The sequence below is a fragment of the Bacillus sp. MHSD_36 genome (assembly GCF_030757775.1).
GTDB lineage: Bacteria > Bacillota > Bacilli > Bacillales > Bacillaceae_G > Bacillus_A.
On the sequence record NZ_JAVBIS010000002.1, the window covers coordinates 481,551 to 506,341 of the forward strand.

At 36.9% G+C, this 24,791-nt stretch carries 27 protein-coding genes; 4 read left to right on the forward strand and 23 right to left on the reverse strand.

Translation table 11 applies throughout. From position 1 onward, the window contains the following. Nucleotides 1-118 precede the first annotated feature (118 nt). The 10 genes from prmA to gpr form a co-directional block, all read right to left on the reverse strand. On the reverse strand, nucleotides 119-1,057 hold the full coding sequence (prmA, locus tag Q9B79_RS10630) for a 50S ribosomal protein L11 methyltransferase (protein ID WP_306183972.1): 939 nt from the start codon (nucleotides 1,055-1,057) through the stop codon (nucleotides 119-121). A gap of 28 nt (nucleotides 1,058-1,085) precedes the next feature. Then, entirely contained in the window at nucleotides 1,086-2,201 is a 1,116-nt protein-coding gene (gene dnaJ, locus Q9B79_RS10635) for a chaperone protein DnaJ (protein ID WP_071757255.1), read from the reverse strand. A gap of 194 nt (nucleotides 2,202-2,395) precedes the next feature. After that, on the reverse strand, nucleotides 2,396-4,231 hold the full coding sequence (gene dnaK / locus Q9B79_RS10640) for a chaperone protein DnaK (RefSeq protein ID WP_306183973.1): 1,836 nt from the start codon (nucleotides 4,229-4,231) through the stop codon (nucleotides 2,396-2,398). A gap of 26 nt (nucleotides 4,232-4,257) precedes the next feature. Continuing rightward, complete coding sequence (grpE, locus tag Q9B79_RS10645) at nucleotides 4,258-4,836, reverse strand: nucleotide exchange factor GrpE (protein WP_306183974.1); 579 nt, start codon at nucleotides 4,834-4,836, stop codon at nucleotides 4,258-4,260. A gap of 114 nt (nucleotides 4,837-4,950) precedes the next feature. Then, nucleotides 4,951-5,967, reverse strand: a complete 1,017-nt coding sequence (gene hrcA, locus Q9B79_RS10650; protein ID WP_098667264.1) for a heat-inducible transcriptional repressor HrcA — start codon at nucleotides 5,965-5,967, stop codon at nucleotides 4,951-4,953. A gap of 133 nt (nucleotides 5,968-6,100) precedes the next feature. Then, nucleotides 6,101-7,240, reverse strand: coding sequence for a radical SAM family heme chaperone HemW (gene hemW, locus Q9B79_RS10655; RefSeq protein ID WP_306183975.1), 1,140 nt, complete (start codon nucleotides 7,238-7,240; stop codon nucleotides 6,101-6,103). Nucleotides 7,241-7,292: 52 nt separating this feature from the next. Continuing rightward, the gene (locus Q9B79_RS10660) at nucleotides 7,293-7,667 is read right to left on the reverse strand and encodes a winged helix-turn-helix transcriptional regulator (RefSeq protein WP_001293546.1); all 375 of its coding nucleotides are present in this window, start codon (nucleotides 7,665-7,667) and stop codon (nucleotides 7,293-7,295) included. A 150-nt stretch (nucleotides 7,668-7,817) separates the two neighbouring features. Then, nucleotides 7,818-9,641, reverse strand: a complete 1,824-nt coding sequence (gene lepA / locus Q9B79_RS10665) for an elongation factor 4 (RefSeq protein ID WP_306183976.1) — start codon at nucleotides 9,639-9,641, stop codon at nucleotides 7,818-7,820. Nucleotides 9,642-9,850: 209 nt separating this feature from the next. Beyond that, nucleotides 9,851-10,213, reverse strand: coding sequence for a YqxA family protein (locus tag Q9B79_RS10670; RefSeq protein ID WP_306184808.1), 363 nt, complete (start codon nucleotides 10,211-10,213; stop codon nucleotides 9,851-9,853). Next, nucleotides 10,213-11,316: a GPR endopeptidase gene (gpr, locus tag Q9B79_RS10675; protein ID WP_306183977.1), complete on the reverse strand. Its 1,104-nt coding sequence runs from the start codon at nucleotides 11,314-11,316 to the stop codon at nucleotides 10,213-10,215. Before gpr ends, Q9B79_RS10670 begins: the two co-directional genes overlap by 1 nt. A 181-nt stretch (nucleotides 11,317-11,497) precedes the next feature. Here gpr and rpsT point away from each other — a divergent pair, with 181 nt between their 5' ends. Further along, nucleotides 11,498-11,755: a 30S ribosomal protein S20 gene (gene rpsT / locus Q9B79_RS10680; RefSeq protein WP_001274011.1), complete on the forward strand. Its 258-nt coding sequence runs from the start codon at nucleotides 11,498-11,500 to the stop codon at nucleotides 11,753-11,755. Nucleotides 11,756-11,839: 84 nt separating this feature from the next. On the opposite strand, the gene holA is transcribed toward rpsT, so the two are convergent. Next, entirely contained in the window at nucleotides 11,840-12,850 is a 1,011-nt protein-coding gene (holA, locus tag Q9B79_RS10685) for a DNA polymerase III subunit delta (RefSeq protein WP_306183978.1), read from the reverse strand. A gap of 346 nt (nucleotides 12,851-13,196) precedes the next feature. Here holA and Q9B79_RS10690 point away from each other — a divergent pair, with 346 nt between their 5' ends. Next, a complete protein-coding gene (locus Q9B79_RS10690) occupies nucleotides 13,197-13,331 on the forward strand; it encodes a YqzM family protein (protein WP_000997609.1) in 135 nt (44 codons plus the stop codon). A 29-nt stretch (nucleotides 13,332-13,360) separates the two neighbouring features. Here Q9B79_RS10690 and Q9B79_RS10695 read toward each other — a convergent pair whose 3' ends face one another. The 3 genes from Q9B79_RS10695 to Q9B79_RS10705 all read right to left on the reverse strand — a co-directional run bounded on the left by Q9B79_RS10695 (nucleotide 13,361) and on the right by Q9B79_RS10705 (nucleotide 16,917). Further along, complete coding sequence (locus Q9B79_RS10695) at nucleotides 13,361-15,682, reverse strand: DNA internalization-related competence protein ComEC/Rec2 (RefSeq protein WP_306183979.1); 2,322 nt, start codon at nucleotides 15,680-15,682, stop codon at nucleotides 13,361-13,363. Nucleotides 15,683-15,696: 14 nt separating this feature from the next. After that, on the reverse strand, nucleotides 15,697-16,254 hold the full coding sequence (locus tag Q9B79_RS10700) for a ComE operon protein 2 (RefSeq protein ID WP_088311955.1): 558 nt from the start codon (nucleotides 16,252-16,254) through the stop codon (nucleotides 15,697-15,699). 63 nt (nucleotides 16,255-16,317) lie between these two features. Next, entirely contained in the window at nucleotides 16,318-16,917 is a 600-nt protein-coding gene (locus Q9B79_RS10705; RefSeq protein ID WP_306183980.1) for a helix-hairpin-helix domain-containing protein, read from the reverse strand. Between the two features lie 77 nt (nucleotides 16,918-16,994). Between Q9B79_RS10705 and comER the strand changes: the two genes are divergently transcribed. Further along, the gene (gene comER / locus Q9B79_RS10710; RefSeq protein ID WP_306183981.1) at nucleotides 16,995-17,822 is read left to right on the forward strand and encodes a late competence protein ComER; all 828 of its coding nucleotides are present in this window, start codon (nucleotides 16,995-16,997) and stop codon (nucleotides 17,820-17,822) included. Nucleotides 17,823-18,043: 221 nt separating this feature from the next. Here comER and Q9B79_RS10715 read toward each other — a convergent pair whose 3' ends face one another. The 8 genes from Q9B79_RS10715 to Q9B79_RS10750 form a co-directional block, all read right to left on the reverse strand. Further along, nucleotides 18,044-18,793, reverse strand: a complete 750-nt coding sequence (locus Q9B79_RS10715) for a class I SAM-dependent DNA methyltransferase (RefSeq protein ID WP_306183982.1) — start codon at nucleotides 18,791-18,793, stop codon at nucleotides 18,044-18,046. Then, nucleotides 18,790-19,146, reverse strand: coding sequence for a ribosome silencing factor (rsfS, locus tag Q9B79_RS10720; RefSeq protein ID WP_000653200.1), 357 nt, complete (start codon nucleotides 19,144-19,146; stop codon nucleotides 18,790-18,792). Before rsfS ends, Q9B79_RS10715 begins: the two co-directional genes overlap by 4 nt. Continuing rightward, nucleotides 19,143-19,712, reverse strand: coding sequence for a bis(5'-nucleosyl)-tetraphosphatase (symmetrical) YqeK (yqeK, locus tag Q9B79_RS10725; RefSeq protein WP_306183985.1), 570 nt, complete (start codon nucleotides 19,710-19,712; stop codon nucleotides 19,143-19,145). Before yqeK ends, rsfS begins: the two co-directional genes overlap by 4 nt. Beyond that, a complete protein-coding gene (gene nadD / locus Q9B79_RS10730; protein WP_306183987.1) occupies nucleotides 19,702-20,271 on the reverse strand; it encodes a nicotinate-nucleotide adenylyltransferase in 570 nt (189 codons plus the stop codon). Before nadD ends, yqeK begins: the two co-directional genes overlap by 11 nt. A gap of 137 nt (nucleotides 20,272-20,408) precedes the next feature. Beyond that, nucleotides 20,409-20,702, reverse strand: coding sequence for a ribosome assembly RNA-binding protein YhbY (gene yhbY / locus Q9B79_RS10735; RefSeq protein WP_000955224.1), 294 nt, complete (start codon nucleotides 20,700-20,702; stop codon nucleotides 20,409-20,411). Between the two features lie 5 nt (nucleotides 20,703-20,707). Then, nucleotides 20,708-21,541 (reverse strand): shikimate dehydrogenase, encoded by an 834-nt coding sequence (gene aroE, locus Q9B79_RS10740; protein ID WP_306183989.1) that lies wholly within the window; start codon nucleotides 21,539-21,541, stop codon nucleotides 20,708-20,710. Nucleotides 21,542-21,556: 15 nt separating this feature from the next. Beyond that, on the reverse strand, nucleotides 21,557-22,663 hold the full coding sequence (gene yqeH, locus Q9B79_RS10745; protein WP_000140795.1) for a ribosome biogenesis GTPase YqeH: 1,107 nt from the start codon (nucleotides 22,661-22,663) through the stop codon (nucleotides 21,557-21,559). A 3-nt stretch (nucleotides 22,664-22,666) separates the two neighbouring features. After that, on the reverse strand, nucleotides 22,667-23,179 hold the full coding sequence (locus tag Q9B79_RS10750; RefSeq protein WP_306183990.1) for a YqeG family HAD IIIA-type phosphatase: 513 nt from the start codon (nucleotides 23,177-23,179) through the stop codon (nucleotides 22,667-22,669). Nucleotides 23,180-23,426: 247 nt separating this feature from the next. Here Q9B79_RS10750 and sda point away from each other — a divergent pair, with 247 nt between their 5' ends. Further along, entirely contained in the window at nucleotides 23,427-23,582 is a 156-nt protein-coding gene (gene sda / locus Q9B79_RS10755; RefSeq protein ID WP_000850094.1) for a sporulation histidine kinase inhibitor Sda, read from the forward strand. Between the two features lie 146 nt (nucleotides 23,583-23,728). Here the strand turns inward: sda and Q9B79_RS10760 are convergent, their stop codons facing one another. Then, a complete protein-coding gene (locus Q9B79_RS10760; RefSeq protein WP_074614813.1) occupies nucleotides 23,729-24,517 on the reverse strand; it encodes a phosphatidylserine decarboxylase in 789 nt (262 codons plus the stop codon). Between the last annotated feature and the right edge of the window lie 274 nt (nucleotides 24,518-24,791).

The following is a 24,791-nucleotide window of genomic DNA, read 5'->3' on the forward strand; positions in this document are numbered from 1 at the left end:
TCGTAAGTCAACACTTACGAAAAGAACGAAACGTTATCATTTTTCATATAACAAACGGCAAGTCCCTCACCTTATTATAGCGAGAGACTCCCCTTTTCATTATAGACTAAAATCTATATTACGCATTTCGTGCAATAATTGCTACCCAATCTTCCATTCGTAACACTTCTTCAATTGTAAACCCGGCTTTTTCTAACGCTTCAGTAATTACTTTTTCCTTCGCAGCAATAATGCCCGATGTAATAAATAATCCACCTGACTTCACAACTTTCGCTGCATCTTCAGGGAATAATAGAATAATTTCTGCTAATAAGTTAGCTACGATTAAATCAACAGGACCTTCAATACCTTCTAAAAGACTATTTTGCCCAACAGACACGATATCATCTGTTTTATTTAAACGTACATTCATTTCTGCACTTTCAACCGCAACTGGATCTAAATCATACGCTTGAACAGAAGACGCACCTAATTTTGCTGCTGCAATACTAAGTACACCAGAACCTGTTCCTACATCAATGACAGTGTCACCTGGCTGAACTGTTTTCTCTAAAGCACGAATACACATCGTTGTTGTTGGATGAGTTCCTGTTCCAAACGCCATACCTGGATCTAATTCAATAATTTTTTCTTCCGGAGAAGACGGTGTATATTCTTCCCACGTCGGCACAATTGTGAATGTATCAGAAATTTGTACTGGATGGTAATATTTTTTCCAAGCAGTAGCCCAATCTTCTTCATTGACTTCGTTAACGGTAATATTTCCAGTACCAATTTCGATGTCGTAAGATGGAAGCACATCAATAGATGATTTTACACCTGCAATCGTTTCATGTAAAGAATCCGTTTGCGGGAAATATGCTTTTATTAATACACCTTCTGCCGGATATTCATCTGGGTTCAATGCATAAATTTCACCGTATTGTTGCTCGCGCTCTTTCGTCAACTCCGCTGGATCCTCAATCGCAACTCCACTAGCACCAGCTTCATGTAAAATATGAGAGACAGCTTCTACTGCTTCTTCTGTTGTATGAATACTAATTTCTGACCATTTCACAATTTACCAACTCCATTTTTTATTTCCATTATTCCCCTTTGAAAGCACGTTTAAGCTTTCCAAATAAACTATCATCCTGCTCTTCTTGTCCCGCAAATTCACGCAATAAATCTTTTTGATGTGAAGTTAATTTCGTCGGTACAACAACACGAACGACTACATATTGATCTCCTTGACCGTATCCACGTACGTTCGGAGCACCTTTCCCTTTTAAGCGGAATTCTGTTCCTGTTTGTGTGCCTGCTGGAATTTTCAGCTTCACTTTCCCATGAACAGTAGGAACTTCCACTTCAGCACCAAGTGCCATTTGCGCGAATGTTAATGGCATTTCGCAAATAATGTGATCTCCTTCACGCTCAAAGAATTCATGATCTCTTACATGAACAACAACATATAAATCCCCTGCTGGTCCGCCATTTACGCCCGCTTCACCTTTTCCAGATACACGGATTTGTTGACCATTATCGATACCTGCTGGAATTTTAACGTTGATTTTTTTACGTTTACGTACTTTACCAGAACCGTGGCATGTCGTACATTTTTCTTTAATCATTTGACCAGTTCCTGAACAATGACCACAAGCTTGACGGTTTACGATACGACCAAATGGTGTATTTTGTTCTACACTTACTTGCCCTGATCCTGAGCAATGTTTACATGTTTCTTTTGAAGTTCCTGGTTTTGCCCCGCTACCTTTACAAGTATCACATGGATCTTCTACTGGAATCTCAACATTTAATTCTTTACCAAAAATAGCTTCTTCAAAATCTAAAGTGACTTGATATTGTAAGTCAGCACCTTGGCGCGGAGCATTTGGATCACGACGTCTGCCGCCACCGCCGCCAAAGAATGAACTAAAGATATCTTCAAAACCGAAACCACCGCCGAAGTCTCCTCCGCCGCCAAAGCCACCGAAGCCTTGATTTGCACCAGCATGACCAAACTGATCATATTGCGCGCGCTTTTGATCGTCGCTTAACACTTCGTATGCTTCTTGTACTTCTTTAAACTTTTCAATTGCATTTTCTTCTTTACTTACGTCTGGATGGTATTTTTTAGCCAAACGACGATACGCTTTTTTTATTTCATCTTTTGAAGCACCCTTGCTAAGTCCAAGGACCTCATAATAGTCTCGTTTACTCATAAATTTACAACCCCCGAATCTTTCACATAAACGTAATTTTAACACCGAAAGAAAGTGCTTTGCAACAAAGTTTCCTCACTTACAGTATGCAAAGTAAAAAACTTAAGACCCTCACACTTTTCTTCTCATTCGTGAAAAAAGCCAAAGCCAAGGCACGCTTGACTTTGACTTCTTGTCATCTTACTTATTTATTATTACTTATCTTCTTTTACTTCTTCAAACTCAGCGTCTACTACATTGTCTTTCTTAGCGCCAGCATCTTGTGCTCCTTGTGCACCTTCTGCTTGCCCTGCAGCAGCTTGAGCTTGCTCGTATAATTTAACAGTTAATTGTTGTACGATTTCTTGTAAAGCGTCTTTTTTCGCACGGATTTCCTCAAGCTCGTTTTTCTCGATCGCAGCTTGTAATGCTTCTTTCGCTTCTGTTGCTTTCGCAACTTCAGCAGCATCCACTTTACCTTCTAAGTCTTTTACAACTTTATCTGTTTGGAATACAAGTTGGTCAGCTTCGTTACGAAGTTCAACTTCTTCCTTACGCTTTTGGTCAGCGTCAGCATTTGCTTCTGCTTCTTGTACCATACGTTCTACTTCTTCATCAGAAAGACCTGAAGAAGATTGGATCGTAATAGCTTGCTCTTTGCTTGTTCCTAAATCTTTTGCACGTACGTTAACAATACCGTTCGCATCAATATCGAATGTTACTTCGATTTGTGGAATACCACGTGGTGCTGGTGGAAGGTCTGTTAATTGGAAACGACCTAACGTTTTGTTGTCAGCTGACATTGGACGCTCACCTTGTAATACGTGAATGTCTACTGCTGGTTGGTTATCAGCAGCTGTTGAGAATACTTGTGACTTACTTGTTGGAATTGTAGTGTTACGCTCGATTAATTTCGTGAACACGCCACCCATAGTTTCAATACCTAAAGAAAGTGGAGTTACGTCTAATAATAGTACGCCTTCTACATCACCAGTAAGTACGCCACCTTGAACTGCAGCACCTAACGCTACAACTTCATCAGGGTTTACACCTTTATATGGTTCTTTACCAGTTTCACGTTTAATAGCTTCTTGTACAGCTGGGATACGAGTAGATCCACCAACAAGGATAACTTTATCTAATTCGCTTGGAGCAAAACCAGCGTCTTTTAATGCACGACGAGTTGGCTCTAATGTTCTTTCAACAAGACTTGCTGAAAGCTCTTCGAATTTTGCTCTTGTTAATGTTAATTCTAAGTGTAATGGACCAGCAGCTCCAGCACTAATGAATGGTAATGAAATTTGTGTTTGTGTTACGCCAGAAAGATCTTTTTTCGCTTTTTCAGCTGCATCTTTCAAACGTTGAAGTGCCATTTTATCTTGGCTTAAATCAATGTTATTTTCTTTTTTGAACTCAGCTACTAAGTGGTCGATAATAACTTGGTCAAAGTCATCTCCACCAAGACGGTTGTCACCAGCAGTTGAAATAACTTCGAACGTTCCGTCTGCTAACTCAAGAATAGATACGTCAAATGTACCGCCACCTAAGTCATATACTAAGATTTTTTGCTCTTCATCTTGTTTTTCTAAACCGTAAGCAAGCGCTGCTGCTGTAGGTTCGTTAATAATACGCTCAACTTCTAAACCAGCGATACGACCAGCATCTTTTGTTGCTTGACGTTCTGCATCGTTGAAGTATGCAGGTACTGTAATAACAGCTTTCGTTACTGTTTCACCTAAGTATGCTTCAGCAGAAGCTTTTAAGTTTTGTAAAATGATTGCAGAAATTTCTTGAGGTGTATAATCTTTACCTTCAACTTCTACTTTGTAGTCTGTACCCATATGACGTTTAACAGACATGATTGTATTTGGGTTTGTAATTGCTTGACGCTTTGCAACTTCCCCAACTTGACGTTCTTCATTTTTGAAAGCTACAACAGAAGGTGTTGTACGGTTTCCTTCTGGATTTGGGATAACCTTTGGTTCTCCACCTTCCATAACAGCTACACAAGAGTTTGTTGTACCTAAGTCAATACCGATAATTTTACTCATGGCGAATCCTCCTACTTTTATGTAAATTATTGATTTACTTTTACCATTGATGGGCGAATCACACGGTCTTTTAGTTTATAACCTTTTTGGAATTCTTCAACTACCGCGTTTGATTCAAATTCACTATCTTCTACTTGCATAATAGCTTGGTGCTCATTAGGATCAAACTGTTTACCAACAGCTTCAATCGCTTCAACACCTTCTTTAGCCAACGCTTCTAGCAATTGACGATGCACCATTTCCATACCTTGTAATAAGGATTTCGTTTGCTCATCAGTTGCTTCCACTTGCATCGCTCTTTCAAAATTATCAAGAGCTGGCAAAATATCTGAAACTAGGCTTTGTGCTCTATATTTTTCAGCAGCCTGTTTATCCATTTGGACACGGCGCTTATAATTTTCAAAATCAGCTTGTAGACGTAATGTGCGACCTTCCGTTTCCGTTAGTTTCGCTTGTAACTCATCTACTTTTTCTTGTAAAAGAGCAGCCTCACTTTTTTCTTCAACAGTTTCTTCGCTGTTTTCAGATGTTACGGCTTCTTCAACTTTTGCTTCTTTTACTTCTTCTTTCATTTCTTCTACAACTTGTTCGTTACGCTCTTCCACAATTTTCACCTCCTTAAAAGGTATTAGGTATCACGCATAGCATAATTACCTAAGCATAGTTATATATTACACACAGCGATGTATTGTTCATCACTTGAGCGCATGTATTCTTCTTTATTTTTTTAGTCCATCTGTAATTTGCCTTGTAAATAACTGCAACAAACTAATTACACGAGAGTATTGCATTCTCGTTGGACCTAAAATTGCAATTGTTCCAAGCTGTTCTTCTCCAATCGAATATGTTGCAGAAATCAAACTACAATCTTCCATGGCCGTCGCGGAGTTTTCCCTACCAATCTTCACTTGAATACCTACTTGTTTATGACGCAAAATGTCATAAAACTCGGCTTCATTATCAATCATCGTCAGTAAGGATCTTACTTTGTGAATGTCATGGAACTCTGGTTGCGAAAGCATATTTGCTTTTCCTCCAAAGTATATCTTTTCCGATAAAGGAACTTGAAATGTACCGTCTAACATTTTTATTGCACTATCATAATTATGAACATACCCACGCAATACCGTAACAATCTCTTTAAAGATTTTATTATGGAGTTCCGACATTGGTACACCTGATAGTTTTTCATTTAAAATATTAACCATTTTTTCTAAATCTGATAAATCAACAGATTCCGGAACGGTAATCGTTTTGCTTTGTACATGCCCTGTATCCGTTACAATAATAGCGACTGCAGTTTGACGATCAAGCGGTACAATTTGTACGTTTTTAAGTTTATTTGTGCTTAACTTCGGTCCAAGAACAATGGCCGTATAATTCGTAAGCTCTGATAAAATTTGAGCCGATTGCTGCGCAATCTTTTCCGCTTCAAAAATTCTTTCAGCAAATAAATCTTTAATTTGTACAATTTCATCGTTCGGTAAGTTTTGCGGTGCTAAAAGATGGTCTACATAAAATCGGTATCCTTTTTCAGAAGGAACACGTCCAGAAGAACTGTGCGTCTTTTCAATAAATCCTAGTTCCTCTAAATCAGCCATTTCATTTCGAATAGTAGCTGAACTAAATGTAATTTCATCTTTCTTAGCCAACGTCCTTGACCCAACAGGTTGCGCTGATCCAATAAAGTCATCAATAATTGTTTGTAAAATTAAGAGCTGACGTTCCGTAAGCATCTCATCATCACCTCTGTTAGCACTCTTTGTCTTCGAGTGCTAAATCTATTAATAACTTACCAAAATTGACATTCAATTGTCAACGGAAACGTCACGAAATAATGAAACTTTTTCACGTTAATGGAACTTTTAATTAGTCAATCAAAAATGATTGGAATACTTCATTCCCTAATAATTTTCCTTTTCGTGTTAAACGAACATATCCATCGCTCTCTTCAAGCAATCCTTGTTCTTGATTGTTTTGTAACTGCTTCGCGAAAACTTGATCCATCTCCATATTAAATTTCTTTTGAAACGCTATTTTAGATACACCTTTTGTTTTTCGAAGCCCTAAGAACAACTCTTCTTCCATTTTTTCTTTCTCCGTCACCACATGAACATCTAAATACGGAAGTCCGGTTTCATCTATTTTATTGAAGTATTGCTTGAGCGGCCCTACATTTTGAATACGTTCTCCATTTACATAACTATGCGCTCCAGCTCCAAATCCATAATACTCTTCATTATTCCAGTATGTGAGATTATGTCTACTTTCATTATTACCTTTTGAAAAATTACTAATTTCATACTGGCTATAGCCATGTTTCTCCATTTCATCCATTACCATTTCGTACATTTTCGCTTCATGGTCTTCACCTGGAAGTCTTAACTTCCCTTTATTCATTAAGTTATAAAATACCGTTTTCGGTTCCACAATTAATGAATATGCCGAGAAATGTTGTACACCAAGCGTAAAAGCAATATCTAATGTTTCTTTTACGTCTTCTATCGTCTGCCCTGGCAGAGCATAAATAATATCTACATTTATATTTTTAAATCCTACTTCCTGCGCTTCTCTAATTGCTACAAACGCATCTTCCCTCGTATGCTTACGTCCAATTTTCTCAAGCAATTCATCTCGAAATGTTTGCACACCAAAACTAATTCGATTTACTCCACCTTCTAGTAACACATTCAACTTCTCTTTCGGCAAATCACCCGGATTCGCTTCAAATGTTAATTCACAATTCGGGGCAAACGGACGTAAACGACGATTTATAATATCTAATAATTTCTTTGTCTGCTCCATATTTAACGCTGTCGGAGTCCCTCCACCAACAAAAATCGTTTTCATACTATCAAACGGTACCTTTTGAACTGTATTTATAATTTCTTTCTCTAAATACTCTAAATATTGATCGACCGGCTGGCGTTCAATAAACACTTTATTAAAATCACAATAGTGACAAATATGCTGACAAAACGGAATATGAATATATGCAGCTTGCACCAAAAATAACTCCTACCTTTCTAAAAAGAAAACCTCCGCGCTCGGGAGGCTTCTTTTACTTCTCTAACGTATTACGAATTTGCTCCATTCGCATTTTTCCCCAATCATACATCATTTCAACGATTGGTAAAAGCGACATGCCTAATTCCGTCATATAATATTCCACTCGCGGAGGAATTTCTGGGTATACTGTTCGATCGACAATCCCGTCTTCCATTAACTCTTTTAATTGGTTTGACAAAACTTTATGAGAAATGCTTGGGAATAATCGTTGTAATTCACTAAAACGATGAGGCCCTTCCACACCAAGATGCCACAATATTACAACTTTCCACTTTCCACTAATAATAGAAAGCGTCAATTCCTTTTCACAATTAAAATTTCCATTTTGTATTTTTTCTTGAATATCTTTTCGAATATTTTCGGACATTAACAAACTCCTAACTCTATATGAACTAAACAGCTCTCTCACTATTGTAATTGAGAGCAGCTACGTTGTCTAAAAAGTAATGATATAAAAAAGAAGCCGTATAAAACGACTTCTTTTTTATATCAATTCACATGAAATAACAATCAATTATTAGTTGTCATCCATTTTCAGTACAGCCATGAATGCTTCTTGCGGTACTTCTACAGAACCAACAGACTTCATACGTTTTTTACCTTCTTTTTGCTTATCAAGAAGTTTACGCTTACGAGAAATGTCACCACCGTAACATTTCGCAAGTACGTTTTTACGCATCGCTTTAATTGTAGAACGCGCTACAACTTTATTTCCGATCGTCGCTTGAATTGGCACTTCGAACTGCTGTCTCGGAATTAAATCTTTTAATTTTTCTACAATCACTTTACCACGGTCATACGCTGAATCACGGTGTACGATAAATGATAGAGCATCGACTTGTTCATTATTTAAAAGAATATCCATTTTCACAAGTTTAGATGGTTTGTAGCCAATTAACTCGTAATCAAATGATGCATACCCTTTTGTGTTTGATTTCAATTGGTCGAAGAAATCATATACGATTTCTGATAACGGGATTTCATATGTTAATGTAACACGTGTTTCATCTAAATATTGCATATCAATAAACGTTCCACGTTTACCTTGGCAAATTTCCATTACAGCTCCAACATAGTCATTCGGAACCATAATTGAAGCCTTCACAAACGGCTCTTCTACACGATCGATAGACTGTGGATCTGGCATATTAGACGGATTATCAACAATAACATCTTCACCGTTTGTTAAATAAACTTTATAAATAACACTTGGCGCCGTTGTAATTAAATCAATTTTAAATTCACGTTCAATACGTTCCTGAATGATTTCCATGTGAAGAAGTCCTAAGAAACCACAACGGAAACCAAATCCTAGCGCTTGAGATGTTTCTGGCTCAAACTCAAGAGCAGAATCATTTAACTCTAATTTTTCTAACGCATCACGTAAATCGTTGTAACGTGCAGAATCAATCGGATACAAACCACAGAATACCATTGGGTTTAATTTACGATAACCTGCTAACGGTTCTGCAGCTGGACGTTTCGCGTGTGTAATCGTATCACCAACGCGTGTGTCACCAACATTTTTAATCGATGCTGCTAAGAAACCTACATCACCTACTGTTAACTCCTCACGTTGCGTAGTTTTCGGTGTGAATACACCTACTTCTGTTACTTCAAACTCTTTTCCAGTTGCCATCATACGTACTTTATCGCCAACTTTTACCGTTCCGTTAACAACACGAATGTATGCAATTACACCTCGGTACGGATCATATAAAGAGTCAAAAATCATACATTGTAACGGCTCTTCTGAATCTCCTGTTGGTGCTGGTACTTTTTCAACGATTTGTTCTAAAATCTCTTCAATACCAATCCCAGCTTTTGCAGAAGCAAGTACAGCTTCTGATGCATCTAAACCGATTACATCTTCTACCTCTTGGCGTACACGCTCTGGGTCTGCACTTGGTAAGTCAATTTTATTAATAACTGGTAAAATCTCTAAATTGTTATCAAGCGCTAAGTATACGTTTGCTAACGTTTGTGCTTCAATACCTTGAGCTGCATCTACTACAAGAATCGCACCTTCACAAGCCGCTAAACTACGAGATACTTCGTACGTAAAGTCGACGTGTCCTGGTGTATCAATTAAGTGAAGAATATATTCTTCACCGTCTTTTGCTTTATAGTTTAATTGTACTGCGTTTAATTTAATTGTAATACCACGCTCACGCTCTAAATCCATAGAGTCAAGCAACTGAGCTTTCATTTCACGTTGTGTTAACGCGTTTGTTTTCTCTAAAATACGGTCTGCTAACGTTGACTTTCCGTGGTCAATATGAGCAATGATAGAGAAGTTACGAATTTTGGACTGTCTTTTTGCTCTTTCTTCTTTGTTCATCTATGTTCTCAACTCCTAATAGTCTCGCCAATATACACTAGCACTGATTATATCAATAGAGCAGCAAAGATTCAATGAAAACTCGTGCTGCTTACAATACAAATCATTCTATCTATATCTTATGCGAACAAACCATAAGAGACAAACCTTTTTCAAATTAAAAAACGGCTGTCTTACAAATCTGTAAAACAGCCGCCCCCGTTTGGCTCTTAACTAAAAAGTTCTTTTACTTTCCCGACAACTATGTCTGTTCCAAACTTTGTTATTTCATAGGCGACACTTGCTATCGCCATACCCATTCCTTCTACAACATTAAAACTTCTTAAGCTTTCTAATTGTTTTTGTTTTTCAGTAGCGGAAAACGAACCCTCCAAAATTTCTGATTCAGCAGCCTCACCTTTTGTTCCTGTCATATGTGCGATTTGTTCATACGACATTTGCTGATAACCTTTCATACTTTTCAAACCGTGATTAGCAAGTGCCACCCCCGCTATCACCATAAGTAAGCATATGGCCGCACTACATATACATAAAAGCGAAAAGCGGCTTAAATGATTATCCTCTCTTCCCATCAATGTGTGTACGCTCCTGTATTATCTTGGTCAATTTGATGATGCAGCGCTGCATTTAAACCACTTGCTATTACATTTGCCATATCCTCTATAAAAGCATCGACTTCTTTCGGAGTCACCATTAAATTATGGCCAAGAGGAGATAACACTTCATAAATTAATTTCCTCTTCTCTTCATCTTCCAGTGTACCTACAGCACCTAAAAACATATTTCGACTCTTTTCATCCGGCATATCTTCTTCTGTTAATTTTTTCTTTTCTCCAAATGAAAAACCAGCCGGTAACAAAGATCGGGAAGGTTTGTTACCTTCTTTCATCTCCCTGCCAAAATGTTTCAAAATAAAATCAATTGTATCGCTTGTAATCGAAACGGCATCCACCACAGTCGGAACACCAATTGCGATAACAGGAATTCCTAATGTTTCTTTACTGAGTTCCTTACGTTTATTCCCAACACCCGACCCAGGGTGAATTCCTGTATCAGAAATTTGTATCGTACTATTTACCCTTTCAATCGAACGAGCAGCTAATGCATCAATTGCAATAACAAAGTCCGGCTTTGTCTTCTCAATGATTCCATAAATGACATCGCTCGTTTCAATTCCTGTAATCCCCATTACCCCCGGCCGAATCGCGCTAACAGGCCTAAACCCTTCTTCTACGCTTTCAGGCTGCAACTGAAACAAATGTCTCGTTACTAATACATTTTCTACAACTATTGGTCCAAGCGCATCGGGCGTTACATTCCAATTTCCAAGACCAACAATTAAACAACTCGCTTCTTTCGTAACGCCAACCTCTTCTAAGAAATACGAAAATTCTTTTGCAAAAATACGCTCTACTTTTTGTTGTAGCTCTGTGTCTTGTTGACGTATACCTTGTACTTCAAGCGTTAAATAATTTCCAGGTTTTTTACCCATCGAGTCAGAGGCAACTTCGTCAATCGTTACTTTCGTAACGGTAATACCTTCTTCTTCCCTCTCTTTTACAATAACTCCTTGTATTCCTTGTTGCTCTTCTTGACGCTCTTGCAACATTTGATGTGCCTCTACAGCAAGGTCAGTTCTAACACTATATTTACTTAAATCTAATGGTTCTTTCATCGTATCTCCTCCGTAATTCATAGTAAATATCGTTAGATTTCCCAAAGTTATATAAGGTCATTCTTTCCTTTACGTGAAATTTCATGGATATACTATTGCAATTCTCTTCACCGTTTGATAGAATATCACTTGTTCTATGTTATGAATCGAGTCATTCGATTGCACCAGGGAGGTGAAAAGTATGGCAAACATCAAATCTGCTATCAAACGCGCTAAACTTAGCGAAGAGCGTCGTGCACATAACGCTTCTATCAAGTCTGACATGCGTTCTGCTGTTAAAACTGTTGAAGCTTTAGTTACTAATAACGATCTTGAAAATGCTAAAGAAGCTTTCAAAACTGCTTCTAAAAAACTTGACAAAGCAGCTCGTAAAGGTCTTATCCACCAAAACGCTGCAGCTCGTCAAAAATCTCGCTTAGCGAAACAAGTAAACGCGTAAGGCGTTTAAAAAACGATCCATCTGGATCGTTTTTTTATATACAAAAAAGTTCACGTGCTAAGCACGTGAACTTTTTTTGCTTCATCACATATGATTTAACCGCATTAAGAAAAACTCAAGCACAAGTTTCTTATCCATTTTTCCCGTTTTCATACTATAATCAGCTTCCGCTAATTCTATAATTACTTTTTTTAATTCTTCAAAAGAGAAAAACTTCGTTTGATTCATCGCTAACTTTACACGATATGGATGCACACCAATATGAGACGCAATTTGATTCTGCCCATAACCACGCTGCTGTAACTCTTTCACTTGATGCAGCAAACGGAACTGACTTACTAATAATGCAAGCAATTTAATAGGTTCCTCCTGCTGCGTAAATAATCCATCCAAAATTTGCATCGCACCCGCGATATCTTTTTTTACCACTTTTTCTGTCAAAGCAAACACATTTTGTTCAACTGATTTTGGCACAAGCTCTGCAACAAGTTTCGATGTAATCTCTCCGCCCATACCCACATATAACGTTAACTTGTCCATTTCCTTCGCCAACATCGTTACATTGCTTCCTACAAGCTCTAACAATAAACTAACAGCTGCATGATCAATATGTACATGCACTTCATCTGCACGAGCAACAATCCACTTCTGAACATCCTGCACTTGCATTGCGTTCGCTTCTATTACATCTGCTGTTTTCTTTAATAGTTTTGTAATTTTTTTTCGTTCATCAAGCTTTTCGTAAGGCGCAACAAAAACAAGAATAGAAAACGGAGAAGGCTCCCCAATATATTCTTCTAAAATTTTTATATTTTGTTCTAACTTTTCTTTTTGTGAAGTTAAAAATAGTGGTGATTTTATTAATAGTACTTTACGCTCTCCGAAAAAAGGAAGTGTACGTGCATCCTCAACCACATCTTCTAAATACGCTTCTTCTAAATCATATGTCACGACATTAAACTCGCGATCTTCCTCTTCAAGCGCTTCGGTTGTAATAAGCTTTATCGTTTCATTTATAAAAAACGCTTCCGTTCCATACAGTAAATACAACGGAGCAAACTGCTTCTTTTTAATCTTTTTATGTATATCACTCATACTTTTTCCTACTCCCTAACTTGGCAATATATATTTATACTAATGCCCTAGCTTTTGTTTTACAAGTACAAAGGAACAGGCTATATAACCCGTTCCTTTATTTATATTAAACGCCACTCAATAAGCCCCGGGTTTCTTATTGGTGTGCGGTAATCACCTTCCCTTTATTATTCACAATAAAAATTCGAGTATAAGTGCCAACTGTTAACATGCTTGGAAACAAAAAATTAACGTTACTCCATGATCTAAAAGTAATAAAAACGCTCTATTTCTCTTCACATGGAAATTGTAGATTTTTTTCTGACAATATTTTATACTAAAGTGGAATGTTGGGGAGGGATTCTAAATGAATGATTTTGAACAAAATGTTCAAAGTAAACGCAATGACGCTATTGATTCAGGGGTAGGATTTATCGTCTCATTTGGTTTTTTCGCAACACTTTTCATCATTGCAACTGTTATTAAATTTATTGGTTCTTAAAGACTGCTGCTTACTGGCAGTCTTCTTTTTTATCGATTATGTGTTTCATCATATGTGATTTTGCTACGAAAGGTTCCGTTTTCCCCTTTAAAAACATAGGAAATAGCACCTTGCTTATCCGTGCGCCATATTTCAATCCCCATCTGCTTAAAACGCTCTATAACTTCCTTATGAGGGTGCCCATACCTATTACGCTCACCGACAGAAATAATCGCTATATCAGGCTGTACAGCACTTAGAAAAGGCGTTACAGATGACGTTTTACTCCCATGATGAGCAACCTTTAAAACATCCGCCCGTAACTCTGGATACGTAGCTACTAAAAGCTTCTCTCCTTCTTCTTCTAAATCACCTGTAAACAACCACGTTAGTCCTCCTAATTTTGCCCACACCACAATTGAAGCGTTATTTTCACTACTCTCCTTTCCTACTGGCGCTAATACGAAAAATTCTGCTCCATTTATGCTCCAGCTTTCTCCTTCTCCTACCTCTCTTATTTTCACTTCCTTTTCTAACGCCTGTTTCTTTACTACTTTTTCTAATTCCGCATCTTGTTCCTTTCGGCCAAATACGACTTCTTTTACGGTTATATTTGATAATAATTCTTCCGCAGCACCTATATGATCCGCATCTCCATGCGTCACGATCAACTTATCGATTTTTTTAATACCTTCCTTTTGTAAATAAGGAATCAAAATATCATTTCCAACAGAAAATTCATGCTTTTTCCGTTGCCATTCTTCCTTGTTTACACGAATTGTTCCACCAGTATCAATGAGGTAAATCTCTTTATCGTACGGGAGACGAATTAATATCGCATCTCCTTGTCCAACATCAAGAAATGTAACACTTCCACTTTCCCGAAAATACGGATATATATAATGACATGTACTAATAAAAAGAAATATCCCCGAAGCTACACACATAATCCCTTTCGGCATTTTCCTTTCCCAAACCATCAATATACTAATAATACTTACGCAATATAGGGCTACAAGAAGTATAGGTGTTTGCCCGAAATGAAGACTGGTAAACGGTAAACTTTCACAATAACTTAAAACATTATTAGAAAGATTCAAACCTATTGATAGTACATTCGCAAGTCCTTTTGCAAGGAATGGAATAATCGGTATACATATCAAAATAACGATACTACACGGCAATACAATGAGGGATAAAAACGGAACGTATAGGATATTAAGAAAAATACTATATGGAGAAAAATAACCGAAGTGATATAACAAAATTGGGGTACTAACAAGTTGTGAAATAAGAGAAATATAAATAGAATTTCGAATCAATCCATTACCACTCTCTAGTAAAAGCGAGGCAGATAATAGTAAAGCAAAACTACCAACGAAAGAAAACTGAAAACCAATATTAAACAGAAGATACGGATCAAATATAAGCATACATATAGCAGTTATACTTAAAGCATCTAAGCTAGATAAACGAATAGAACACATAAAAGCAATTAACATTAACATTCCTGTTATAGAAGCTCTTATAACAGACGGTGACGCTCCTGCTAAAATCATATATAGAGGAATACAGAAGATAAGACATACTGTTGCTACCTCCCTCGTCACACCACTTCTCAGCAAAATAAAATATACGATCACCATTAACAATACGATATGCGAACCTGAAATCGCCAACAAATGCACAAGACCAAATTGTTGATATTGCTCTTCAACTTCAAATGTCATTTGTTGTCTATCACCAAATACTAACGCATTCATAAAAGCACCTGATTGTTCTGGAAACATTTCTGTAACGCCCGAGATTGCTTGCTGTCTCAACAGAAGAATCCATTGCACGAGTGACAACGATGTTTTATGGCATTCAGAAATATATGTAGCTTCCAATATGAAATGAATATTTTGCTTATACAAATAATCACGATAATTAAAACCATGAAAATTCCTAGCTATTGGCGGGGCTTTCCTCTCACCTTCGAATACACATGATACTCCTGCATGTAATTTTCGTAGTTGTTTCTTTTCTGAGGCTGATTTAATTTTGTAACTTAACTGCACTATATTTTCATTCTGATCTTCAACTTGAAATGATAGGCGATCTCCGTTAATAAGAGGTGTATTGTGTATCACTCCTCTTGTAACTTCGTAGGATTCTCCTAGAGGCTTGTTTTGACCTTGAATATACGTAGTGTACATAGCGCCGCTAAAACACGCTACCATACAATAAAAAAAGGTTTTACGCGAAGTACGATACAAACAAAAGAAAACATATAGACCGAGACAACAAGTCAACAATAAAACCGAAGAGGAGAAGGCAATTGCAATCCCTATTATAAATGAGATTGCAACATAGCCCCATTGTCCTTGCAACTCATACTCACTCCTTATAGCATCATTTTTGCTTTCGTGAATACACGCTGTAATTCTTCCATTGATAAGTTCTCTTTTTCTAAAGATGCGAATAGTTCTTTTAACTCCATATGGCGCTTTTGATCCTCTAATGCTGCAATATCATATTCTAGCGGAACGTGTTTCACTGTTACATTCGCTTTTTCAAATAACTCTATGGCATATGGATGATTTTTATAATCCTGCGCATAATAAACTGCCGTAATCCCGCTTTGAATAATTGCCTTACAGCATTGTAAACAAGGAAAATGCGTAACATAAATTTCTGCTTCCTCTGTTTTCACACCGAATTTTGCACATTGTAATAAAGCATTCATTTCTGCATGAATTGTACGAACACAATGATTATCAATAACGTAGCATCCATCATCTATACAATGTACGCCACCTTTAATTGAACCATTATATCCACCAGCAATAATTCGTTTATCACGAACGATTGTCGCCCCTACTGCAAGCCTTGTACATGTACTACGTAATGATAGCAAATGGCTTTGCGTCATAAAATATTGATCCCATGAAATTCGTTCCATATTCTTCACCTACTTTTTTGTCTACTTGTAGTGTAGCTAATGAAGAAAAACTTCGTCAATCTTTTACGGAATAATAATTTGATCTTTTATTTTTTCCAAAGACTTCACACCAATTCCGTCAATCTCTAACAAATCTTCTATTTTCTGAAACGGACCATGTTCCTCTCGATATTTCAAAATACCTTCCGCTTTCCGAGAACCGATACCTGTAATTTTTTCAATTTGTTCTTTAGAAGCTGTATTTATTTGAATTTTGCCCTCTCCCTTTGAAATAGCAGCTCCTTCTTGCGCTTGTTCGTTTTTATTCGGTACGTAAAGAATCATTTGGTCTTGTACCATTTGTGCTAAATTTACCTTCAGCCTATCTGCCTCGGGCAAAAAACCACCTGCCTTTTCAATGGCATCCTTGACCCGGTCTCCTTCTTTCATTTCATACACTCCCTCTTTAACAACAGCTCCTTTCATATCAATTACAATTATTTTTTTCTGCTGCTTTATATCCGATATTTTCGGTTTACTTTTTTTCTCTATCTCTTTCACTTGCACATCCGTTGCAATGACTGACCGCTCTGTATGCTCGTTCGCTTTCCAAAAAAGAAAAAAAAGTAAAGTTCCCATAATAGCTACTAATCCTAACCATTTCCTTGGAAAATCCCACATCATTTTTCACCTCTAATCATAAATTTATAACATCATTCATATTGTTTAGGAGAAAGCTGTTACGAAGGAGGGATGAAACATTGAACATAGGAATTATAGGGACAGGAAACATGGGGAATATACTAATCGATGCATTTTTAGAAACCCGTGCTGTCAAACCTTCGTGCCTTACAATCATTAATCGAACGCCCGCCAAAGCATATCACATAAAGGAAAAATACCCTTCTGTTCATATAGCCAAAACTATTGATGAGGTAATTGAACGATCACATCTTATTTTTATTTGCGTAAAGCCGATAGATATATACCCAATCCTACAAAAATACGCTGAACATTTTTCTAATGAAAAGTGCTTAGTTTCTATCACAAGTCCAATATCTCCATCACAATTAGAGACACTTGTACCTTGCCATGTTGCCCGTATTATTCCGAGCATTACAAACCGCGCCCTATCTGGCGCATCACTATTTACATTTGGAAGTAAATGCTCTGAAGAGTGGCAACAAAAACTATTTCGCCTATTCAAAAACATTTCTACTCCCCTTGTAATAGAAGAAGATATAACGCGCGTTTCATCTGATATAGCAAGCTGCGGCCCTGCATTCTTTAGTTATTTATTACAATGTTTCATTAACGCTGCTGTAGATAAAACAAATATTACACATGAAGAAGCCACTACTTTAGTAAGTGAAATGGTCGTCGGAATGGGTAAACTACTCGAAAAAGGGATTTTCACATTGCCTACTTTACAAGAAAAAGTATGTGTTAAAGGCGGCGTTACAGGAGAAGGCATTCGTGTTTTAGAAGAACATGTTGGGGATATGTTTCACAAATTAATCGAGCGGACACACGAAAAATTTGATGAAGATTTAAAATGCGTTGATCAGCAATTCAATAAACACACATAATAAATACGTCATCGTCATTCCAAATCCTTTTTATAAATACTTAGTTTTTCACATTACATTTTCACTTAAACTAGCATTTTCACACTTCACGTATAACACCTTCTAATTATGCTAGAACGAAAAGTACATCTTCTTTACAAAACAAAAGCAACCTTCTCGGTTGCTTTTGTTTTATCCCTCTATTTGCTGGGCAGTAGTAGCCCGCTGATTAAAGTTTTACTTTATCCGTTTTTCTTCGCCATGAAGAAAATACGCTCTGTTTGTTCTGTAACTTCAAGTCGTTCAAAGTCACCAGTTACACGAAGCACTGTAAAACCAGCTTCTTCAAGCCATTTCGTTAACTCTTCAACCGGATATGCACGTTGCACGTGACATTCGTCAAAACGATGGTACACATCTTCCTCCGGATCTTGAACAAAGAATGTTAAATCATGTTCTACACTATTTGATTCTTCACCAGGGAAGCAATTCCAAATAAGAGATATTTCTTCTCCATTCACTGTGTATGTTTCATTTTGAAATACATGATGTATTTTATATAAAGAATGTACATCAAATAAAAACAAACCATCTTGACGTAAATGGTGAAACACTCTCCGAAATGTTTCTTGCACTCCATCTTCTTGCAGTACATAATTTAATGAATCACAAAAGATCGTTACACAGTCAAACTCACCCGGAACATCAAGCTCTCGCATGTCTTGTTGGTAAAAAGGCATAAAATATCCTTCTCCGCCTAGTTTTTGCTGAGCAACTGCTAACATTTCTTCTGAAAGATCGACACCGATTACATCGTAACCTTTTTGTACAAGCGGAAGCGTTACATTACCAGTACCACATGCTACATCAAGAATCTTAGCCTCTTTCATATCCGCTTGCTGCAAGCTTTCCTCTGTGAATTCTACCCATTTATCATAAGGGACATCATTCATTAGTTCGTCGTACAGCAATGCAAATTGTTCGTAATTCATTGGCCTAACTCTTCTGTAATATCTTCACGCGGCACATCGCCCCACAGACGCTCTAAATTATAATGATTACGCTCATCTTTATGGAATACATGAGCAACTACATCTCCAAGGTCAACTAATACCCAGCGCGCTTCGTCAAAACCTTCCATACGTTGTACGTCGATTTGGAACTCGTGTGCTTTTGCTTTAATTTCACGTGCAATTGCTTGCACTTGCTTATCTGAGTTACCGTGACAAATAATGAAATAATCTGCAATTGGTGAAATACCTTGCATATTTAGGACAACCATATCTTCTGCTCTCTTATCATCAGCTGCTTTTGCCGCTAATACTAATAAATCTTTATCTTTCATTTACTCATTTCCTCCTTGATAACTGCGTTGTATGTTTGGAATGTTAACGGATAAATCGTTTGATTTTTTTCCATTAAAAATTGAATTGTTCTCTTTAGCGCGAATAATAAAGCTTGATTTATATCCGCATATGCGAGTTTGCGAGCTTCCTCCACTCCTGGAAAATCCCGACCAGGCTCAATGTAATCCGCTACATAAATTACTTTATCTAACATCGTCATTTTCTCATGACCACTTGTATGATATGTAATAGCTTGCAGGATTTCAGGATCCGTAATACCTACTTCTTTTTCTACTAAGTATGCCCCAACAGGTGCATGCCATAACTCTTTGTTATAACAAAGTAAATCTTTCGGCAAATCTTCATGTTTAATGATTTCTTCCATCTCTGAAATCGCTCTACACTTCGCATAATCATGGAATATAGCTGCAACTTCAGCCTTTTTTTCATCCACACCGTATAACTTAGCAAGTTCAATTGCTGTCTCCATTACACCAATTGTGTGTATATAACGTTTTTCATGCATTTGTTGTTTGACAATATGAAGTGCTTTCTCACGATTCATACAACCCATTCCTCTCGATATATACCTGTACTTTTTCAGGAAGTAAATATTTGCATGTTTTCTTCTCTTTATATCTCTCACGTAATAAAGATGAAGAAACTGCAAACTCCGGAATTTCCACAGTGGTGATAGGATAAGGTGTATACAATGTATAACCAGGTCTTGCAACCCCAACAAACGTTACAAGATCAAGTAACGCCTCAATGTTATACCACTTCGGTAAATACTCAACCATATCTCCACCAATAATAAAGTGAAACTGCACATCCGGATGTTTCTTCGTCAATTGTAGCATAGTGTCATACGTATAAGATGGGCCCTTCCTGCTTAGCTCTTCTAAACAAACAGAAAAGTATTCCTCTGTCTCAGTCGCAAGCTCTAACATTTGTAAGCGACTTTCTACACTTGTAATATTTCGCCCTTGTTTATGCGGCGGAATTTGGTTCGGTAAGAACCACACTTCTTCTAAATTCAAAGCGTGATATACTTCATTTGCAATAAGCAAATGTCCATAATGTGGCGGATCAAATGTACCGCCAATGATGCCAATTTTCCTCAAAAGAAACGCCCCTTCCTTTTACGTACAGCAACTCTCTTCGGTTAGGAATGAAGAGAGTTGCTATTAATAAAAGTTCAATTGGTTTCGCTCTCTACATCATTACACATCAACGATAAAAATAGCGCATGCTAATCTTTTTATCGAGGAAGCTTAATTTGTTTATTTTCTCTTGACTCTTTGTATAAAACGATTGTGCTTCCAATTACTTGAACGATTTCAGCACGTGCACCTTTTGCAAGTTCTTCTGCAACTTCACGGCGATCGAATTCACAGTTTTGTAGCACACTTACTTTAAATAGCTCACGAGCTTCTAAAGTATCTGCGATTTGTTTAATCATATTTTCATTTACTCCGCCTTTTCCTACTTGAAAAATCGGTGTTAAATGATGTGCTTGTGCACGTAAAAATCTTTTTTGTTTTCCTGTTAACATATATGTTAGCCTCCAAGCTTTCTTATAACTAATTGTTTCATTCGTTCGATATTTGGCGCGCGTCCCGTCCACATTTCAAACGCAAGTGCACCTTGATAAACAAACATATCAATACCATTTTGAATGATTGCACCTTGCTCTTTCGCCTCACATAAAATTTTCGTTTCAAATGGATTATAAATTATATCTGATACAATCGTTCCTTTTTTTAACGAAGAAATTTGTAAAGGCGTATGTTCGACACGTGGATGCATACCTATTGTTGTCGTCTGAATGATAATATCATAATTCCCTTGTTCTTCTGTTGCTTTTTCTAACGATAAAGCAACAGAATGAACAGTAGCCGTACATGCAGCAATAAGTTCTTTCGCCTTATCTACTGTACGATTAGCTACATCAATCTCCTTCACACCTACGTCAGCAAGAGAAAAATAAATCGCTCGACTAGCACCACCTGCGCCAAGTAATAAAATACGTTTCTCTTGAAGTGGTTCGCTACTAATAGACTGCAGCGCTCGGACAAAACCAATTCCGTCTGTATTGTAGCCAATCAACTTTTCATCCTTATGAACCACTGTATTTACTGCACCAATTTGTTTTGCTAGCGGATCAATCTCATCCAAACAATCCATAATCGCAACTTTGTGCGGAGTTGTTACATTAAATCCTGAAATACCTAATGCTTTTAAACCTCTTACTGCTTCCCCTAGCTCTTCCTCTTTAACAAGAAAGGCATGATAATGGGCATCCATATTCAAGTGTTCAAATGCATCGTTATGCATAACGGGTGATAATGAATGTCCAATTGGATTTCCGATTACCCCATATAATTGTTTCATAAATCCCTCTCCATATTAAATTAAAGATTTACGCAATGAAACACTTACTCCTTTTGGTACGTGTGCAACAATTTTTGCTCCCGGTTCGTTTACAGTAACCCATCCTAATCCAGAGAATACAACATCCGTTTTTGGTTCGCGAATATTAAACTCGTATTTCACTAGCTCTGGCATATTTTCTAATTCTTCTGGTGTTGGTGGGCTTAGTAAATCTCCAGCATGATTTTTATACAATTCATCTGCTTTCTCAAGCTTTGTACGATGGATTGTTAAACGATTTGAGAAATGACAAGTAAATGCACGACGACCGCCACTTACATAATCAAAACGTGCCAGTCCACTAAAGAACAACGTTTGTTCTTCATTTAATTGGAACACCATCGGCTTAATTTCTTTTGTTGGTGTAATAAGCTTTAAGCTTTGTTTTCCAACATAGTGAGCCATTTGATGGTGGTTAATAATACCTGGCGTATCATATAAAGAAGATTCTTCATCTAATGGAATATCAATTAAATCAAGCGTTGTCCCTGGGAAATGAGATGTTGTAATTACATTTTCAGTCTCATCACTAAATTCTTTAATCATACGATTAATGAATGTTGATTTCCCTACATTTGTACATCCAACAACGTAAACATCTTTTCCACCGCGGTAATATTCAATTGCATCTGCCAGCTCAGCAATTCCTTGTCCCTTCGCTGCACTAATTAAAAAGACATCCTCTGGCTTTAATCCTAGCTGCTTCGCACTATAGCGCATCCAATGCTTTACTTTATCATGTTTTACTGACTTAGGAATTAAATCAGCTTTATTTCCAACAAGTAATACTTTATTATTTCCTACGAAACGATGTAAGCCAGGTAACCAGCTGCCATTAAAGTCAAAAATATCTACAATCTTAACTACTAATGCATCTGATTTTCCAATTCCGTTTAGAATACGTAGGAAATCATCGTCTGTTAATGATACATCTTGAATTTCGTTATAATGTTTCAAACGAAAACAGCGTTGGCAAATGACTTGTTCTTTTTCTAAAGATGAGGCAGGAGCATATCCCACTTCATTTTTATCTTCTGTTTGAATTTCTACACCGCAACCAATACATTTAATTGTTTCAGTCAAACTTTATTCCTCCCAGTTAATTAAACCTTTTTTCTTCATATTTTTCATAATTCTTCTTTCAATTTTTCGATTAAAGCGCGTTACTAATCCGTCCGTTTGTGCTACCGGTACAACTAAAATTGTATGAAGTCCTACTCGATTTCCACCTAAAACATCCGTTAGTAACTGATCCCCAATTACTACAACTTCATCTGGCTGCAACTGCATCTCTTGTATCGCACGCTTAAACGCACGAACAAATGGCTTACGCGCACTATGAATAAATGGAATGCCTAATGGATCAGCAAAGTCTTTCACTCGTTGCTCATTATTATTTGAAACGACCGTTACTTGAATGCCTTGCTCTTTCATTTTCAAAAACCATTCTTCAAGTTGTGGCGTTGCATTTGGACGATCCCACTCAATTAAAGTGTTATCTAAATCAGTAATAACACCTTTAATTCCACGCTTCTTCAAATCTTCTGGTTGAACATAATATACATTTTTCACGTATTCATTTGGTAAAAATAGTTTCAATTTCTTTCACCTCTTTGAGGAGTTTTCATAAAAATTTTTCGACAACATATTTCGATATATGACCTGTGGATAAAATTGTACACATTTTCCACATTAATCTTTCAGTCAATTTGGAATTTACTAACAATCTATACACATTTTATCCACCTAGGTATGTGGATAACCACTCGTTTGTGACTGTCATATTTTTTTGGTACATTAAATGCAACAACGAATCAATCCTTATATTATTAGGAGGTGACTCACCTTGAAAACAAAACATATGGAACAGTTATCTACTGAGTTACTCACTGAGTCTTATTATAAAGCAAAAGAACTAAAATTAAATCCCGACTTCATTTTACTTATAAAACAAGAAATTATTAGACGCTCATTAGAGGACAAGCTTGTCAAATCGTCTTGATTACATATAAAGTGAAATTTTAATTAGCTAACTTGTAAAAAGAGCCATCCTGCGATGGCTCTCGAATAAACAAGTACTCCCATCTAGGGAATTTCATCATTAAGCATCTTTGTCCATAACTCTTGCTTACAGTTATAAAATCTTTTTTATTTATGAGCCAATCGAGTAGCAATTTTTTCACCAAGGCGAAGCTCTTGTCCACTCTTTAATTGCTGCACTACTCTTATCATATCTTTTTCAAACAATAACACAACTGTTGAACCGAATGTAAAGTATGCCATTTCTTCACCTTTTTGAACAACGTCTCTTTCATGCAGCAGCTCAATACTATTAACAAACATAGCTCCTACTTTTACAAGGGCCATATGTTCACCGTCACTATTCACTTCTGTAACAGAGCGATAATTTTTTGACAACGGTTCTTTCCCGTATTCCATACCAGCTGCATTTACCGGATATGATTTTCTACCGAGTACAAATCTTTCAGTCACAGAACCAGAAAGCGGACTATGAATACGATGATAATGACTTGGGCTTAAATAAATAACCATGTATGTACCACCTGCATATCGCTGTGCACGCTCTTCATTACCTAGCATATCCACAATCGAATAACGCTTTCCTTTAATATCGAATGTTTTTGTGTCCTCAATAGGACCGTGATCAGCAAAAACACCATCAACAGGGCTAACGATACTCGATGCATCTGTATCAATACTACGCTTTCCTTCTTTTAGCTTACGCGTAAATAATTCATGCAATGTTCTATATTCCTTCAAGCCCTTTTCCATCTCATCTTGATTAATTTGAAAAACTTTCGCATACGATGGAATAATGATAGAGCTCAAACGAGATTGTGCAAATTTACGTAATATATAAGAAGTAAAACGACCATTTGTAAGTTCGATCATAAGTCGATATAATGTACGTCGCAAATTGCGAAACCTCCTAATCAGTCTATAACTTTAGCTTCCCCTTCTTTTCCTTCTATATCATATGTAAAATTGGTTCTTATTCCCACATATCATATAGAACCACTATATTATACATGCGGAAAACTAAGTATGGTATTATTCTTAAATTGTTTAGCACCCTCTAATATTACAGATAGAATCCGTCATTTTCAACAGTGAACGTGGATTTCTTCTGAACATTACCTTTTTTCTTTCTTGATTTCCAAAAAGAAAAGCAGCCCATTTTAAAATACGG